6 protein-coding genes are annotated in these 16,968 nt (G+C 34.6%); all 6 read left to right on the top strand.

Annotation, left to right across the window (positions count from 1 at the left end):
* Positions 1 to 937: 937 nt before the first annotated feature.
* A complete protein-coding gene (locus tag RAH34_RS17350) occupies positions 938 to 9,001 on the top strand; it encodes a non-ribosomal peptide synthetase (RefSeq protein ID WP_306596948.1) in 8,064 nt (2,687 codons plus the stop codon).
* Between the two features lie 148 nt (positions 9,002 to 9,149).
* On the top strand, positions 9,150 to 9,902 hold the full coding sequence (locus tag RAH34_RS17345) for an SDR family NAD(P)-dependent oxidoreductase (RefSeq protein WP_306596947.1): 753 nt from the start codon (positions 9,150 to 9,152) through the stop codon (positions 9,900 to 9,902).
* A gap of 23 nt (positions 9,903 to 9,925) precedes the next feature.
* Positions 9,926 to 14,125: an SDR family oxidoreductase gene (locus RAH34_RS17340; RefSeq protein ID WP_306596946.1), complete on the top strand. Its 4,200-nt coding sequence runs from the start codon at positions 9,926 to 9,928 to the stop codon at positions 14,123 to 14,125.
* Between the two features lie 24 nt (positions 14,126 to 14,149).
* Positions 14,150 to 15,406: a serine--tRNA ligase gene (gene serS / locus RAH34_RS17335; RefSeq protein ID WP_306596945.1), complete on the top strand. Its 1,257-nt coding sequence runs from the start codon at positions 14,150 to 14,152 to the stop codon at positions 15,404 to 15,406.
* Positions 15,407 to 15,416: 10 nt separating this feature from the next.
* Complete coding sequence (locus RAH34_RS17330) at positions 15,417 to 16,145, top strand: thioesterase II family protein (RefSeq protein WP_306596944.1); 729 nt, start codon at positions 15,417 to 15,419, stop codon at positions 16,143 to 16,145.
* Positions 16,146 to 16,212: 67 nt separating this feature from the next.
* Entirely contained in the window at positions 16,213 to 16,860 is a 648-nt protein-coding gene (locus RAH34_RS17325) for a 4'-phosphopantetheinyl transferase superfamily protein (protein WP_306596943.1), read from the top strand.
* The last annotated feature ends 108 nt before the right edge of the window (positions 16,861 to 16,968 follow it).

Here is a 16,968-nt window from a genome sequence, read left to right as displayed (position 1 = left end):
TAAGTGGTTTTTTTATTCAGGTACAGCATATGTACAATAATTTTAATAATTCCGATTTATCTTTCATTGGCTTTCCTGTTTTAACTTTTGCTTATTTTTGAATATGGAAAGTAATAAAATCCCCTTTACGATACTTTGAAGATTTAACTATCTGCCTGTATTTCTGTGGAAGGTAGTATAAGGAGCCTACTTTCTTTAAACAGCTTGAAATCATGTTGAACCCTTATCTACAGTGAATACAAATGATTTTTCGACTCTGTTCTTCCACCACCATCTGGCTTTTGGGTATGATGCTTCTTTTTTCCTGAATAATATTTTCGTTGTTTTTTAAAACGTTTCACAGGGCGCTTTCCTCCAAAGGAAGTTCTTAAAAAAGTTGATTACCAGAAATCTAAATTCAGGAGTTAAAGAAATCTATCATTTTGCTAAAAGTTTGCTACAGAATATCAATCCATAGAAAGTGCAATTAACCTGTTTTGTGGTAAAGGTCCAGTGGAAGGCTTTGTAAATAAACTTAAAACAATCAAAACACAAATTTATGACAGAGCAGTTTTGAACTATTGAGAAAAAGAATTACACTAAATTTTCAATACTTTTTTTAAAAATGAAAAATCCACTTCTAAATTATAAATAATTGATTATTATGTATTTAAATGGGTGTTTTTGATTTCAATTTATAGATAAGCAATGTGTTGTGAAAATTAACTAAGTGTTGGAAATTTTACTTAACCCCCAATAATGAGAAATAACATGAATCAAGGTTATATTATATTGAGGAAAGTATTTTAAATAATTATAATACAATATGTTATATTGATTTTGAATCACGTATTAATACAACACCAGGTGAATTAATTAAATATTTTAGATGCAATTTGATTTTTTTTGTATAGTTTAGTGCCCTAACAAACCATGAATCTCAATAATGAAAAATACCATGAAAAACTTAATTGAATTATCAGACAGGCATGAGTTAAAAAGAGGAAGGCATGCTGCAATAGTATATGGTGATAATGAATTAACCTACAATGATCTGATAAGAGAATCTATTCAACTATCAAACTATCTACAAACAGAAAAAAAAATATCGGCAGGTGACAAAGTCATTGTAAAGATGATACGTTCTGAAAAATTAATTATTACCATATTTGGATTACTTCGTATTGGAGCTGTATTTGTTCCTGTAGATGAAGATTCACCTGTTGATCATACTTCTCATATATTTCAGGATTGCCTTGCAAAACTTTTGATAGACAATACTGTTTTTGAAGAATTTAGTGCTTTACGTAATAATTACAGCGATCTGGAAGTAAGTCAGCCAGTAACCGTAAATCCTGAAAATGAAGCATATATTATCTATACTAGCGGTTCTACCGGAGCACCAAAAGGAGTGATACTTTCCCATGATGGATTAATGAACCAGTGCCAATCCAAGATTGAACAACTTTGTCTTACAGAAGAAGATGTCTTACTACACACTTCAAAAATGAATTATGTAGGAGGAACATGGCAATTATGGGTGCCATTAATTTTAGGCGCTACATTGGTAATTCCAAAATCGGAAGAAGTAATGGATATTGATCGTCTTTTTGATTTGGCAAACACTTATGGTATTGATACAATAGAACTTGTACCCTCTCAGTTAAAAGAATATGTATTTTTCAGAGAGGTAAGAAATTTTGACAACATCAAAACACTTATACTTACTGGAGAAAGAATTCCTTTGAATTTGATTAAAGAAATATACAGAAGAAACCCTTCTGTAGAGATTTGGAATGGTTATGGACAGACAGAGTCTTCAAATGACACATTCACCTATAAATTGTCTAAAGATCGCTTTGAAGAAGAGGTTGATGTGATTGGTAAACCTATTATCAATACGAATGTTTATCTTCTTGATGAGTTTGGATGCTTAGCTAGGGAATGGGAATCCGGCCAGATTTGTACTAGTGGAAAAGGAACTTCGTATGGGTATATCAATAACGAAGAGTTGACCTCAAAATGCTTTATTGATAATCCATTTGAAGTTGGGAAGAAATTATATAAGACGGGAGATTACGGAAGATGGAATGAAAATGGAGACATGGTATTCTTAGGAAGAGTAGATGACCAGGTGAAAGTCAGGGGAAACAGAGTGGAGCTGGGTGAAATTCAACAACATGTTCTGAACTTTCAAGGAGTTGTTGACGCTATTGCCATATTTGATAAGGACAGCGAATTTATAACCTTATATTATACAGCAGACCAGGTTTTCGAAACCAACGAATTAAGAGATTATTTAAAATCCAAATTACAGCGTTTCATGCTCCCACAGCATGTGATTCTTTTAGAAAAATTTGAATTATTAGCGAATGGAAAAATAAACAAGAAGCATCTGCCGAAAATAAACCATCAGGACCTTGTCTATAATGTTGAATATGTGGCTCCGAAAACCGAAGTTCAACAAACCGTTTTGGAACTGTTTGCTGATTTACTGAATGTTTCAGTAAATGATATAGGACTAAAGCATAACTTCTTTGATCTTGGCGGGCACAGTATTTTGGTCACCCGTCTTCTGAATCAATTGAATACCAGATATTCAGGCCAGTTAAAGATTTCTGATATTTTTGAAAATCCTGCTGCCGGAGAGGTTGCAGATTTGATTGAAAAGAATACTACTGCAGATGGAGTCAGAGCTGCCTCTATAAAAAAAATACAAGTTCAGGATCATTATCCGCTTTCTTATGCCCAGAGAAGAATCTGGCTTTTATCTCAATTTGAAAAAGATTCAATTGCCTATAATATGCCAATGGGAGTTGAGTTGAAAGGAAACATTGAAGAATCCGTGTTGCGAAGCGCCATTGCACAATTGATGGATAGACATGAGAGTTTCAGAACATGCTTTCAAATGGTTGACGGAGAACCAAGACAAAAAATACTTACAGAATATAGTGTAGAGCTCACCATTAAGGACCTATCCCAGCACGCTGATAAATACCATAATGCAAAGAGCTTATATGCTGCATTTGCCGAAGAAAGATTTAATCTGGAAGAAGGACCTGTTGCAAAATTTTTACTTATTAAACTAAGTCAGAATCAATCACTTTTATGTATTAATCAACACCATATTATCAGTGACGGATGGTCTGAGGGCGTTCTGATAAATGAATTATTTGAACTTTATGAAACGATAAGTAATGGTGCTGATTACTCTTTGCTCAAAAATGAATTCAATTATATAGATTATACCTACTGGCATAATCAGCTGATTGAAGATCGCTTTTTTGATGGCGATAAAGAATATTGGCTGAATAAGCTGGCTGATAAGCCAACGGGAATAGATTTTCCGCTGGATTACCAGAGGCAACCTGTTCAGACATTCAACGGAGCTTCCGTTAGCTTCTTACTAGATAAAGATCAGCTCGCACAATTAAATACGGTATGTGAGGATAATAATATGACGATAAATATGCATTTCCTGTCAACTTTAGGTATACTTATGTATACTTATTCAGGTGAGAAAGACATCATTATCGGTTCTCCTATTGCTGGAAGAAATGATCAGCAGCTGAATAATTTAATAGGATTTTTTGTCAATACCGTTGTATATCGTTTTGGAATTGATCCACATCAGAAACTAGATGAACTTTATTCATCCGTTAAAAAAGAAGCCTTGGATGTTTATGACCATCAGGATTTTCCTTTTGACTTACTGATTGAAGAACTGAACATGGATAGGGATTTGGCCAACTCTCCTTTATTTAATGTAATGCTGGCCTATGACAATACAAGAGTGCTTTATCAAAAAAAAGGTGGAATAGAAATTCAGCCCCTTCCTCTTGACTTTGCAGAAGAGGTTAATATCAGCAAATTTGATCTGATTTTCTTTATTGATGATTTCAAGGATGAAATAAAAGTGACTATTGAGTACAATAAAGATCTATTCAATAGAAAAACGATTGAAAGGCTTGCCTGTAATTATAAAAATATCATCAGTGAATCACTCAACGGAAATGATCAGAGAATAAAGAACCTTAAGATTCTTGGTGAAGAAGAAAAAGAAACTCTTTTACATCAATTCAATAAAGCAAGAAATACCAATGATATTGAGTTTATTAATGAACTATTTGAGAAGCAGGTTGCAAAAACTCCCAATAATTATGCTGTAACTTTCGAAAATAAAAAACTCACCTACCTGCAGCTGAATGAATATATTAATCAATATGCGAATTTCCTGATACAGGAACATGATATTAAAGAAAACAGTATTGTAGGAATCTGTCTGGATCGTTCCTTTGAAATGATCATTGCCATATGGGCAACGGTAAAAGCAGGAGCTGCCTATCTTGCCATAGACCCATCTTATCCTCAGGACAGAATAGAGCATATGGTGCATGACAGTAAAGGATCAATTATTCTTACGACTGAAGATAAGCGGGAACTGCTTAATTTCTTTGATGGTTCCCTCATTTCTATAGATACCATTAATTTTGATCAGTATTCAACAGAAAATATTTCAAGAACTGTTAAAGCTTCTTCACCGCTTTACATCATTTATACTTCTGGATCTACCGGAATGCCAAATGGTGCCGTTTTATCTCACGGATCTCTGGCCAATCTGGTACAATGGCATAAAGAGGGCGCCAAGATAGACGGAAGCCTGAAATGTCTGCAGTTTACTTCTATTAACTTCTGTGTATCTTTTCAGGAAATAGTTACTACCCTTTGCTATGGAGGAGAATTATTCCTGATTGGAGAAATAGAGCGTCAGGATATTCAATATATGACAAACTTCCTAAGTGAAAATAAAATACAGAATTTGTATCTGCCGTTCACTTATTTGAACTTTTTGTTTAGTCATTTCAATGAATTTCCGGACAATTTTAAAAGCTCTCTTAAAAATATAGTGACTGCAGGCGAGCAGCTTAAAATTTCTCAGGGGCTGAAAGAGTTTTTACGAAGAGAACCCGGAGTTATGCTTCATAACCATTACGGTTCTTCGGAGCAGCATGTTGTTACGTCCCAGTGTATCGACTTTCAGTCTATTGATGAATCATGTGTTCCTTCTGTGGGAACACCCATAAAAAATACACAGATTTTCATCCTGGATGAAACTCTGAGACCTTGCCCGATAGGTGCGTGGGGAGAAATTTGTGTGGATGGAAGTCATGGTTTTTCAGGTTACTTCAACAATGAAGAATTGACTGCATCAAAATATGGTGAAATCGAGGTAATGGGTGAAAAAAGAATACTTTACCGTACGGGAGATATTGGGAAATATCGTGAAAATGGAGAAATTGAACTGAAAGGGCGAAAAGATTTTCAGGTAAAAATCAGAGGTTTTAGAGTTGAGTTGGGAGAAATTGAAAATAAATTTCTGGATATTTCCGGTGTTGAAAACTGCGTAGTTCTTGCCAAAAGTGATCAGTATGATCAGAAATATCTCGTGGCATATGTGGTGATCAAAAATGTAACTTCTGAAGAACTGTATCGCATCGTTTCTGAAAAACTTCCTAAATACATGATCCCACACATTGTTGTCATTGAAGAACTTCCGCTGCGGCCAAACGGAAAAGTAAATCAGGATCTTTTACCGGAACCTGATCTTCAGTCCAATGCTTCAAAATACATTTCACCTTCTACAAACACTGAGAAAAAGCTTGCAGCCATCTGGCAGGAAATACTTGGTATAGAAAGAGTAGGAATAAAAGATAATTTCTTTGAAATCGGTGGTGACTCCCTGAAAGCAGTCCGAATTGTATCCTTAATTTCAAAACAGTTAAACGTTAAGCTTGATTTGATTCATATGTTCAAATCTGCTACAATTGTTGAAATTGCCAGAATAATGGATTCTTTGACCCATCATTCGGACTCTGAAATTCCTGCTATTATTCGCCAGAAGAGCTATCCGTTAAACTCTACTCAAAGAAGAATTTGGATTATGAGCCAGCTGGAAGATGGAAATATTTCCAATAATATTGTCAATTTATTCTCCTTTTCAGGGAACCTTGATGTCAGCTGTTTTACAGATGCGCTGTTGAAAGTAATTGAAAATAATGAATCTCTCAGAACAGTATTCCGAAAAGCCGAATCATCAGACGTTAGACAGGAAATCATGGAAGGTTTTGCTTTACATGAGGTACTTGAGATTGATAATATAAATAATACTGAAAATTCAGAATTACTGATAAAAAAAATTACTGCGGAAGTCTCAAATCATTTGTTTGATCTTGAAAACGGCCCCTTGTTCAGAATCAATCTTATCCAGACAGGAGATGCTCACTGGCAGTTGATTCTGAATATGCATCATATTATTTCTGATGCCTGGTCCATAGCAAACTTTGTAAATGAAATTAACACTGTATATAACCACATTCAGACAGGAACTCCAGAGAATATTCAAGCTAAATCTATTCAATATGTAGATTTTATTGCATGGCAGAAAAACGAAATGAAGAATGAAGAATATGAGGAACAAAAAAAATACTGGAAAGAAAAGTTTGCTGCTGAAATACCGGTTCTTGACCTTCCAACAGATTTTGCGAGACCTAAGGTAAAATCATTTAAAGGTGATGAGTATAGAAAAGTTATTGATGCAAAAGTGCTGAAAAAACTGAAAGAATTTCTCCTTAATAAAGAAGCCACTTTATACATGGGACTGGTTGCTGCGGTTCAGTCTCTATTATACAAGTATACAGGCCAGGAAGAGATTATCATAGGCACACCGGTTGCAGGAAGAAAGCATGCCGACCTTGAGGACCAGATAGGTTTGTTCTTAAATATGATTGCTCTGAAGCTATCAGTTACACCTAACAGTAGCTTTGATGAAATAGTTAATGCTGTAAAAGAAGAAGCAATAGAATCATTTAAAAATGATAAAGTTCCAATAGAATATGTGATTGAGAATCTTGGCATAAAGCGAGATCCAAGCAGGTCTCCACTGTTCGGAATTATGGTTGTTCTTCAAAATACCGGGTATTCAGAGTTATTTGCAGATAAAAATGAACAGTTTATATTGGGAACAAGTCTTCCAATAAAAGCGACGAAATACGATCTGACGTTCGACTTTGTTGAAACAAATGAAGGGCTGTCATTGAACATAGAATATAACAGTGATTTATTTCTCCCTGGTACAATTGAACGTCTTGCTGATAATTTTGAGTTTTTGATAAGTTCTTTAATGCACAATCCTGATGGCGAAATCAGATATGCAGATTATGTAAGTCCGTCTGAAAAATCATTGATAGAATCATTTAATCCTGTAGAAGTTACAATTGAGAAAATATCACCAATCACTAAGTTCCATAATATAGCACTCAGCCACCCTGATCAAACAGCATTGGAATTTGAAGGAAAGACTTTTACTTACAAAAAGCTGTCAGAATGCTCAAATCAATTTGCGAACTTCCTGAAAACAGAATATAATATTAATAAGAATGATGGGGTTTGTATTCGTCTGGAAAGAAATGAATATATGATGTTTGCTATGATCGCTATCCTTTCAGTTGGGGCTCATTATATTCCTGTTCATCCTTTTGAAACCGAAGAAAGACTGGCATACGTAGCGGAAGACTGTAAGTTCAAAGTGATCATCGATGAAAAAGTAATCGGGAAATTTGTATCACAGCAGCCATCATATGCTGTTTCACTCGAGCATGAGAATATAGACCTTTCTTCACTGGCTTATGTTATGTACACTTCCGGATCAACAGGAGTACCGAAAGGAGTTCGAATCAGCCATGATAATCTGGCCAATTTCTGCGAAGCAATGAATCCTATTTTCTATGAAGAAAACGGAAGTTTTCTGGCTATCACCAATATTACTTTTGATATCTCATTCTTAGAATTGATATGGCCTTTAACAAGAGGGTACAGAGTTCTTCTGAAGGATATAAAAACCATCCTGAATGAAGATACTGCCGATCTTATTTCATCTGGTTTTGAAAATTATTTTCAATCATTAGGAAATGTATTTATTCAGAGTACTCCGTCATTGTTGGAACTTATGCTTCCAAAACTGGAAGAATACAAGAGTGCAGGTATGCTTTTCAGAAAAATTCTTTTAGGTGGAGAATTGGTAACCAGATCTGTCATTCAGAAAGTACAGACAATATTTGAAAATAATATTGAAATGTACAATATGTATGGTCCTACTGAAACCACAATATGGTCTACGTTCTCTCATATACATAAAGAAGACGAAAAGATTACTATTGGTAAGCCTGTTCTCAACACAGAAATATATATCACAGATGAAGATGGTTATATAAAACCTATTGGAGTAGCCGGTGAAATTTGTATTGCAGGAAAAGGTGTTTCTAAAGGATATCTCAACAGAGAAAATCTGACGAACGAACGATTTGTACAAAGAGAATATGCAGCAGATAAAAAAATATATCTGACAGGAGATATAGGTAAATGGACAGACGACGGACAGATTTTATTTATAGGAAGAAAAGATAACCAGATTAAACTGAATGGCCAGCGTATTGAGCTTGGGGAAATTGAAAATGCAGTCACTGCAATGCCAGGTATAGATGCTGCCGTAGCCGTTCTTAAAGAAAATAATGAAAAAGGCATTTATGTATTTTTTGTAGCCCCAAAAGAAATTTCAATAAAGGATCTTCGTAGCTTCTTAAGTAAAAAACTTCCTCCCTATATGATTCCTAGCGGATTCAGACAAATGGAAACCTTTCCGCTTAACAATAGTGGAAAAGCAGACAGAAAAGCTTTGCTAAATATTGATATTGAAAAATCTGAGGCAGTATTAAATCACGAAGAACCTATAAATGAGCAGAAACTTAAAATCCTTGAAATATGGAGCGAACTGCTCGGAAGAAATATTTTAGATCAGGAAGGGAGTTTCTTCGAACTAGGAGGTTCCAGCTTACACCTTATCAAACTTCAATCCAGGCTTATAGAAAACTTTAATGTCCGCTTAAGCTTTGCCGATCTTTTTGAAAATAATACCGTGAAAGAACTTTCTGATTTGATCTATAGAAAAACCTCCGTGAATGTATAGAAATTAATGAAGAAACAGAGAATACACTTTCAAAAAATAAAATAATTAAATACAGGGCTCTTTTAAACAAAACGTTTGTATAAAAAATGTAAAAGTGAATTTAAAAACCCAACAAGGGAAGAGACCCAGTCAATATAGAAAAAATAATATGAAAAGAATAGTTTTAATTACAGGAGCAGGATCAGGTATTGGGAGATCTACTGCCCTGAGATTATCGAAAAATGGATATAGAATCATTTTGAATGGAAGAAATGAATCAGCTTTATCAGAAATACAAGATCAGATAAATGCCATTGCCGGAGAAAAGATATCAGAAACGGTGATAGGAAGTATAACTGATATTGAAACTACTGAAAAAATGATTCAAAAAGCATATGATACCTGGAATACGGCACCATCTGTACTCATTGCCAACGCAGGGATTTCTCTCCCGGGAAGTGTTACGAATTCAGATGATACGAAATGGGACAATTTAATCAATACCAATTTTATAGGATTAATGAATCAGCTTAGAGTATTTAGCCTGGAAGCAACAAATGTCATGGACGGAATTACGAAAGATATAGTGGTGATTGGATCTAATATCGGAAGAAACGTCTCTCCCTTTAATTCTGTCTATGGTGCTACTAAATTTGCAGCCTATGGAGTTACAGAAGGATTGAGACGTGAACTCGCTCCTAAAGGAATCAGAGTATCATTAATTGAACCTGGAATGGTACAGACTAATTTACAGGCTACAGCAGGCTATGATATGGAGTGGTTTAAAAATTATGAAGCAGAAATAGGCCCTATTTTAAGTGGTGAAGATATTGCTCAGACCATTGACTTTATTTTGAGTCTTCCCGGTAATGTGACGGTTGATTCATTATCTATCAGACCTACAAGACAAGTTTATCCATGATCATTAACCTATTTTAAACTACTATGGATAAATATAAAAACTTAACCAATTTACTGATTAATGCTTCAATAGTATTCCCGGAGAATAAAAGTATTAAGGATAGTAAGCAGGCATTCACTTACGAAGAACTCTATGACAGATCAATGTTGGTGGCGAAATCTATTTCAAAAAAAATTAAAAGAGGTGACAGGATTATCTGCATGACAGAAAAAAATGTAGAATCAATTGTATTGTTCTGGGGAATATTATTCTCCGGAGCAATCCCTGTTTTGATTGACAATGATGATCAGGAAACCCTTACAAAAGAAAAGATTAACTATCTCTCACCAAGCTTTATTGCTTTTGTCAGTAAATCTTCCTGCAAAGACAAAAATATCGAGAACCTTTCCCCGGTCCATTTTTATGACGAATTGATCCTCCCACAGCCCAATGTAAAATATGAGCCTGTAGTCCCTGCAGATATCTGCTATATGCTGTTAACTAGCGGAACAACCGGAGAACCCAAAGCTGTTCAGATTTCACATCAGAACGTCTTACATTATATCACATCCGTATATGCAGATATTGGAAGTCCTAAAGAAATTAATACCGCTCACGTAACTACATTTGCGGCTGATCTGGGACTCACAAACTTTTTGATTGCCCTTATTTCAGGAGGATGTATGAGAATTTTTGACCGGTTTGATTCAAGAGACCCAAATAAATTTCTGAGTATAATCAAAGAGGATAATATCCAGTTTCTTAAATCCACCCCTTCACATATTTTGTCAATAATAAACGGACAGACAACTTCTTTTGAAAATACAGTACTTGATTTTTTAGTATTAGGTGGTGAAAAACTGACCTGGAATAATGTTGATCTGATTTTCGGTTGCAATTTGTGCAATAGCTTCTACAACCATTATGGCCCCACTGAAACAACCATTGGTGCAACATTATATAAAATCGATCAGTATTCGGATATCAGGACATGTTCAGATTCTGTTCCCATTGGATTCCCGATAGGAGAGAACAAATGCAGTTTGAGCGGTGGAGAAAACGAAGGAGAGCTTGTGATTTCCGGACCTGGAGTGAGCCTAGGATATTTTGGTGTTGAAAACATAGCAAAAAATGAAGAGAAATTCCAAAGCAATGGCATTGTAAAAACTTATAAAACAGGAGATTACTGTAAAATAATGCCAGATGGAAGTTTTGAATTTCTTTATAGAATGGACCGTCAGGTGAAAATACGCGGATATCGTGTCGAACTGGGAGAAATAGAACTGTCTTTACTTTCTCACCCGGAAATTAATTACGTATTTGTAGACCTTTACAAAAAAGAAGAAAATACCTGGCTGGAAGCGTATCTCAATACTGCAGATAATAAACAATTGGATGTAAATGAATTAAAAGCATGGTTGCAAAATCGTATATCAAGTTATAAAATTCCTTCAAGATTCTTTTTTTTCGAAGAGGTGATCTCAAATAAAAACGGAAAGATTGATACCCGGAAGATTAAAAGTATGTTCAAAAATGATACAACCTATTTTGATGGCTTAAAATTGTCCACTGAACAGGACTGGGAGAGTGTAGTGGAAATTGCATGGAAGAAAACCTTAATGATTGATAAAATTCAGCCATTAGATGATTTCTTTGCACTGGGTGCCAATTCTATTCAGGCCATTAAACTGATTGGGAATATTCAGCGCCAGGGTTTTAACGTTACTGTTAATGAACTTTATGAAAACTCAAACTTCTGTAACTTTCTGAATTTAAATAAATCAAAAGTGATTCAAAAGAGAGCTAGTATTGCAAAAAATGAGCAGACTCTTTCTCAACGCCTATTTCTGAAAAAAAAGTTTGATCTTGATGCCTATTGCCAGACTGTTCTTTTTGAAACATCAGATTTGAAGCTGAGAGAGTTTGGTCTAGCTGTAAAAATAGCTGTATCAAGCCACGAACTTTTAACACGATGCTTTAACTCTGGCCCTTATCATCAAAATGATAAAGATCTGGGACTCACATTCAGCTTTTTAGATAAGGAAAAGGCAACAAGTGTACAGATCTTTGATAAATCAGAAGAACTGATTGGTAACATCTCTCTTGAAGAGGGAAGAACATTCTTAACGCATGTATTTTTAGATGATGCAAGCGGAATAGATTATGTGTTTTTTGCAGCGCATCATATTGTAATAGACGTTACTTCATGGCAAATTTTATTTGAAGAGATCCTTGATATATATGATAATCTTCTGAAAGGAATAAAACCTAATATTCCACAAGAAAATTTGATCAATGACTTTTACGGGGATCTGAAGAAAAAGGCAAAAAAAATACACAGCAAATCAGAATCCCACTTCGAAAAGAAATATCATGAAGATAAACAGATACCGTATGAAGGATTTAAGTCCTTTAATATGACATTTTCCGAAGAATTTGGATATAATCTCCTTCAGTTTGAAAAAAGAAATCCTAATATATCTATCGATAATTATCTTTTTCACGCCTTTACAACAGCTCTTTTCACAGAGCTCAATGAAGATAAAATATGTGTAGATGTAGAGTTTCATGGAAGACCACGGTCAAATGAATTTGTTGACATCAGCAGATCCGTTGGATGGTGGGCAAATTCAATTCCTCTTGAGCTTGAAAAAGAAGACTTTTCCTTATCAAAATGCATTGAAATCTTAACCGAAAAAGGAAAACAATCCCATCAAATGAATATTGATCTGACTTCACAGGAAGACAAAGAGTCTTGGGCCAGATTCAATTATCTAGGCAGATTTCCTGAAACGTTTGATGGTGAATATATCAGATTTAAGCCTTCGGCATTTAATCTTGCATCAACAAGGACGAAACAGGCGCATGGGGAATATTTATTAAACTTTACGCTCCGGTTTATTGGTAACAGGCTGTTGGTTGATGTACAGACCGTTTCTAATAATTTTTATGTTAATTTGTCAAAGAATCTGTTGCGAAGATTTGCCGAAAAATTGAATAACTGTTTTAAGTTTGATGAAATACAGGTGTCCGAAAAGCTAATAACCAGTTTTTCCGAAAATAATGTTCACTCGGTAGGTAAACCTTTTCTTTATACCGATCCACACTTTGATGGGGATCAGGATTTTACAAGTTCTGTCTTGCTTACAGGCGGGACGGGTTACTTAGGGGCAAATCTTCTGTTTCAGCTTTTAGACGCCGGTTTTGAGAAAATATATGTTCTAGTCAGAGGAAAAGACAGAGAAGAAATTAAGGATCGGTTTTACAATTCGATCGAAGAGCATGGGCTGGATGCTCATTCAAAATTGCTCAGAAATAAAGTGATTCTTATTGAAGGAGATATTTCTATGGATCTATTGGGACTGAGTGAGAGGGTGTATCTATCTCTGGCCAATGAGGTCAGAATTGTTTACCATACTGCAGCCAATATAAATCTGAGCGAAAAATACGAAGTGCTTAAAGCGAGTAATGTTGATGGCACGAGACGAATTATAGATTTTTGTAAAAAAGGACAAGATAAACATCTTCATTATGTTTCTACAATTGCCGTATGTGGCTATGTTCAGGGACAAAAAATGATCAGCTTTTCTGAAACTGATTTAGAGGTCGGACAAAAATTCCGTTCCAATTATGAGCGTACGAAATATGAAGCAGAACATTTAGTAAGAATATATGCTGAAGAAAACGGTCATGTGAAAATTTATAGGATGGGACATATAGCAGCTAATTCCGTGACGGGCAAATTCCAACGAAATTATGGCGCAAACAGGATCATGCAGATCCTAAGAGGAATTATGGAAATGAAAAAAGTTCCAAGATCATATAACGAAAAATTTTCATTCTCCTATGTAGACGTCATCGTTAAATCTATAGTTGGGATCACGGCAACTGTTAAAGAAAATGCTCATTGTTTTCACCTGGAAAGTCCTCATTACTTTGAAGTCCATAAAATCGTCAACATTTTAATTGATTTTGGCTATGAAATTGAAATCGTAGATGATTCAGTGTATTATGATTCTTTAAAATTGTTTGAAGATAATGAGTCTGTAACGCTTATGGCAAACTGGATACAAAGATACTTTGATTCGAACTCAAATATCAATATCCTAAGCTCTGTAACTAATGATAAACTGGCCAATCTAGGATTATATTTTAAGAAACCAGATGCTAAATGGATAAAAAAAATCGTACAAGATGGGATTAATGCAGGATATTTGCAAAGTCCTGAAAAACAGTTAATTTAATATATATTAATTATAATTTTAAAAATGATAAATATAGATTTATTAATAAAACAAAAGGAATATGTAGATGCATCTTTGGAAAACAGAGGTGAGGACAGTACAATAACGGATAAAATTTTAGAAGTTTACAAATCATTAAATGAGTCAAAACATGCCTACGAAAAATTAAGACAGGAAAGAAACGTTTTAAGTCAAAGCAATTCAGTTGTATCAGATGATGATAAAATAGCAAAAGTCAGGGAAATTAAATCCAGTCTTTCCGTTTTGGAAAAAGAAAAACGAGAGCTGGAAAACAAATACTCCAATTTGATCATGCAGTTACCTAATGTACTGGATGAAGATACTCCAGTTGGAAAAGACGAAGATGAAAACGTTATTTTGTATTCTGAAAATGTTCCTGACGCATCAGATTTTAAAAGAAAAGAACATTGGGATATAGAGGTCTGTAAGAGAGATATTGATTTTGAAAGAGGAGTGAAATTAAGTGGTTCCCGGTTTTATGTTTTAAAAAACAAGCTTGCTCAGTTACAGAGAGCTCTTATATATTTCTTATTGGAAAAACACAATGAATCAGGATATACAGAATTGAACTTACCCTATATTGTTCAGGAAAAGTGTCTTCTGGGGGCAGGCCAGCTCCCTAAGTTCGAAGAGAACCTGTATCATGATCATAAGGAAGACTTCTGGCTTATCCCAACTTCTGAAGTTTCCATTACGTATCTTCATGCAAATGAGTTATTTGCTTCTAATTTTTCTACTATAAACTATTGCAGCTATTCTCCTTGTTTTAGAAGAGAAAAAATGAGTGCCGGAAGAGATGTAAGAGGAATAAAAAGAGGTCATCAGTTTGATAAAGTGGAACTGTATAAGATCTGCCATCCTGATGAATCCAAAACAGAGCATGAGAAAATGCTTGAACATATAGTTTCAATTTGCAAACAGTTAAAGATTCCGTATAGAATAAAGCTGTTATGCTCAGGTGATATCGGATTTGCAGCCATGAAGACCTATGATGTTGAACTTTGGGCAGCCGGAAGCCAGGAATGGCTGGAAGTAAGCTCCATTAGCAATTGTGGTGACTTTCAGGGACGTAGATCCAAGGTTAGAATTAAAGATGAAAATAGTAAAAAGAATGTCTATGCACATACTTTAAACGGAAGTGCTTTTGGCATTCCGAGAGTTATGATAGCTATACTTGAGAATTACCAGCAAGCAGATGGATCTGTTGCAGTTCCTGATTGTTTACAAAAATATGTAAACTTTAAAGTTATTTCTGTTTAAAAAATAATACATGAACATCAAACCACAACTTTTTCTTTTCCATTTCGCAGGTGGAAACTGCTATTCATATTCATTTTTGAAAGAATATTTAGAAGAATGTTTTGACTTTATACCGCTGGAATTACCAGGCAGGGGAAAACGGATGTCCGAACCTTTACTAAAGACCAGATCTCAGGTAATCTCCGATCTGGTCTGGCAAGTGAGAACACGGAGAAATACTAATGTCCCATTTATTCTTTATGGTCATAGTATGGGGGCGGGCCTGGGCTTGGATATTGCAAAACAGCTGGAAGAATCTGGAGATCCCGCGCAGACTTTGGTTGTTTCAGGAAATGCCGGGCCCCGAGTCTACAGAGAAAAAAAAATGTATTTACTACCTGATGAAGAATTTAAAAAAGAACTAGAAAACCTTGGAGGTATTAGCAGTGAACTGCTTGAAAACGAGGAACTCTATATGTTTTTGGAACCCATTCTAAGAGCTGATTTTGAAATTGTTGATATAAAAGATGAACAGATCCCCTCAGCATTAAAATCTACATCAATTATAGCTTTAATGGGAACAGGTGAAGAGAATGCCGAAAATATCGACAATTGGAGAAATTATACAAGTCAATCTTTCACAAAATTACTTTTGGAAGGAGATCATTTCTTTATTTATAATCATCCGGTAGAGCTGGCAGCACAAATTAAAAAAGCATTTGGAAATATACATAGTGTCTCTGTTCCAATTGCCGAGTAATAACAATTTTGTTTACTGTAAAATCGAATGATAAGTAAGAATTATTTATGAATATATTCCTGTCCTAATGATTATTTTATATGCATTTATAGAAGAAGAAAACCATCAGTATTTATTAGATAAATATTTACATGCTTTTTCCACTGATTTAAGTACGAAAATTCAGAAATACAGAAGATGGCAGGATGCCCAACTATCTTTACTTGGAAGAGTCCTTTTAAAATACGGTTTAAATGGTTATCTTGATATTCAGAATTTTAAACTAATCTGTACACAGAACAATAAACCTATTTTAACAGACCATAATGTACATTTTAATATTTCACATTCAGGAAGCCTAGTAGTATGCTGTATTAGTAAATCGGTTATTGGAATTGATGTAGAATATATTGATCATAAAATCAATTATATGGATTTTGAAACTCAAATGACTGAGAATGAATTAAACAGATTACACACCTCTGAAAACACTGTCAAAGAATTCTTTACCTATTGGACAGAAAAAGAAGCTGTAGTCAAAGCTCATGGTAAGGGTTTATCAATTCCTTTGACATCTTTTGAAATTTTAGAAAATAGGAGTATGATCGGTAATGAGAGTTACTGTGTGCAAGAAGTTTTTATTAATGATGAATATAGCTGTAATGTTGCAGCTTCTGGAATGGATATCCAGGGGAAGAATATTCATTTGGAACATGTAAAGCTAAATAAATTATGATCCAATAATCATTGTGTAATATTATGTATTCAAAATGCTGAAGGAAGATCAAAAAACTTCAGGCCTATAAGAATAATAGTAACCTCATAGTACACTTAATTTTGAAAA

Origin of the sequence: Chryseobacterium sp. WLY505, assembly GCF_030846215.1 — a bacterium.
In the GTDB taxonomy this organism is placed as follows: Bacteria; Bacteroidota; Bacteroidia; order Flavobacteriales; family Weeksellaceae; genus Chryseobacterium.
Note: the sequence above shows the minus strand (reverse complement) of the source record. Positions and strands in the feature narration are given on the sequence as shown.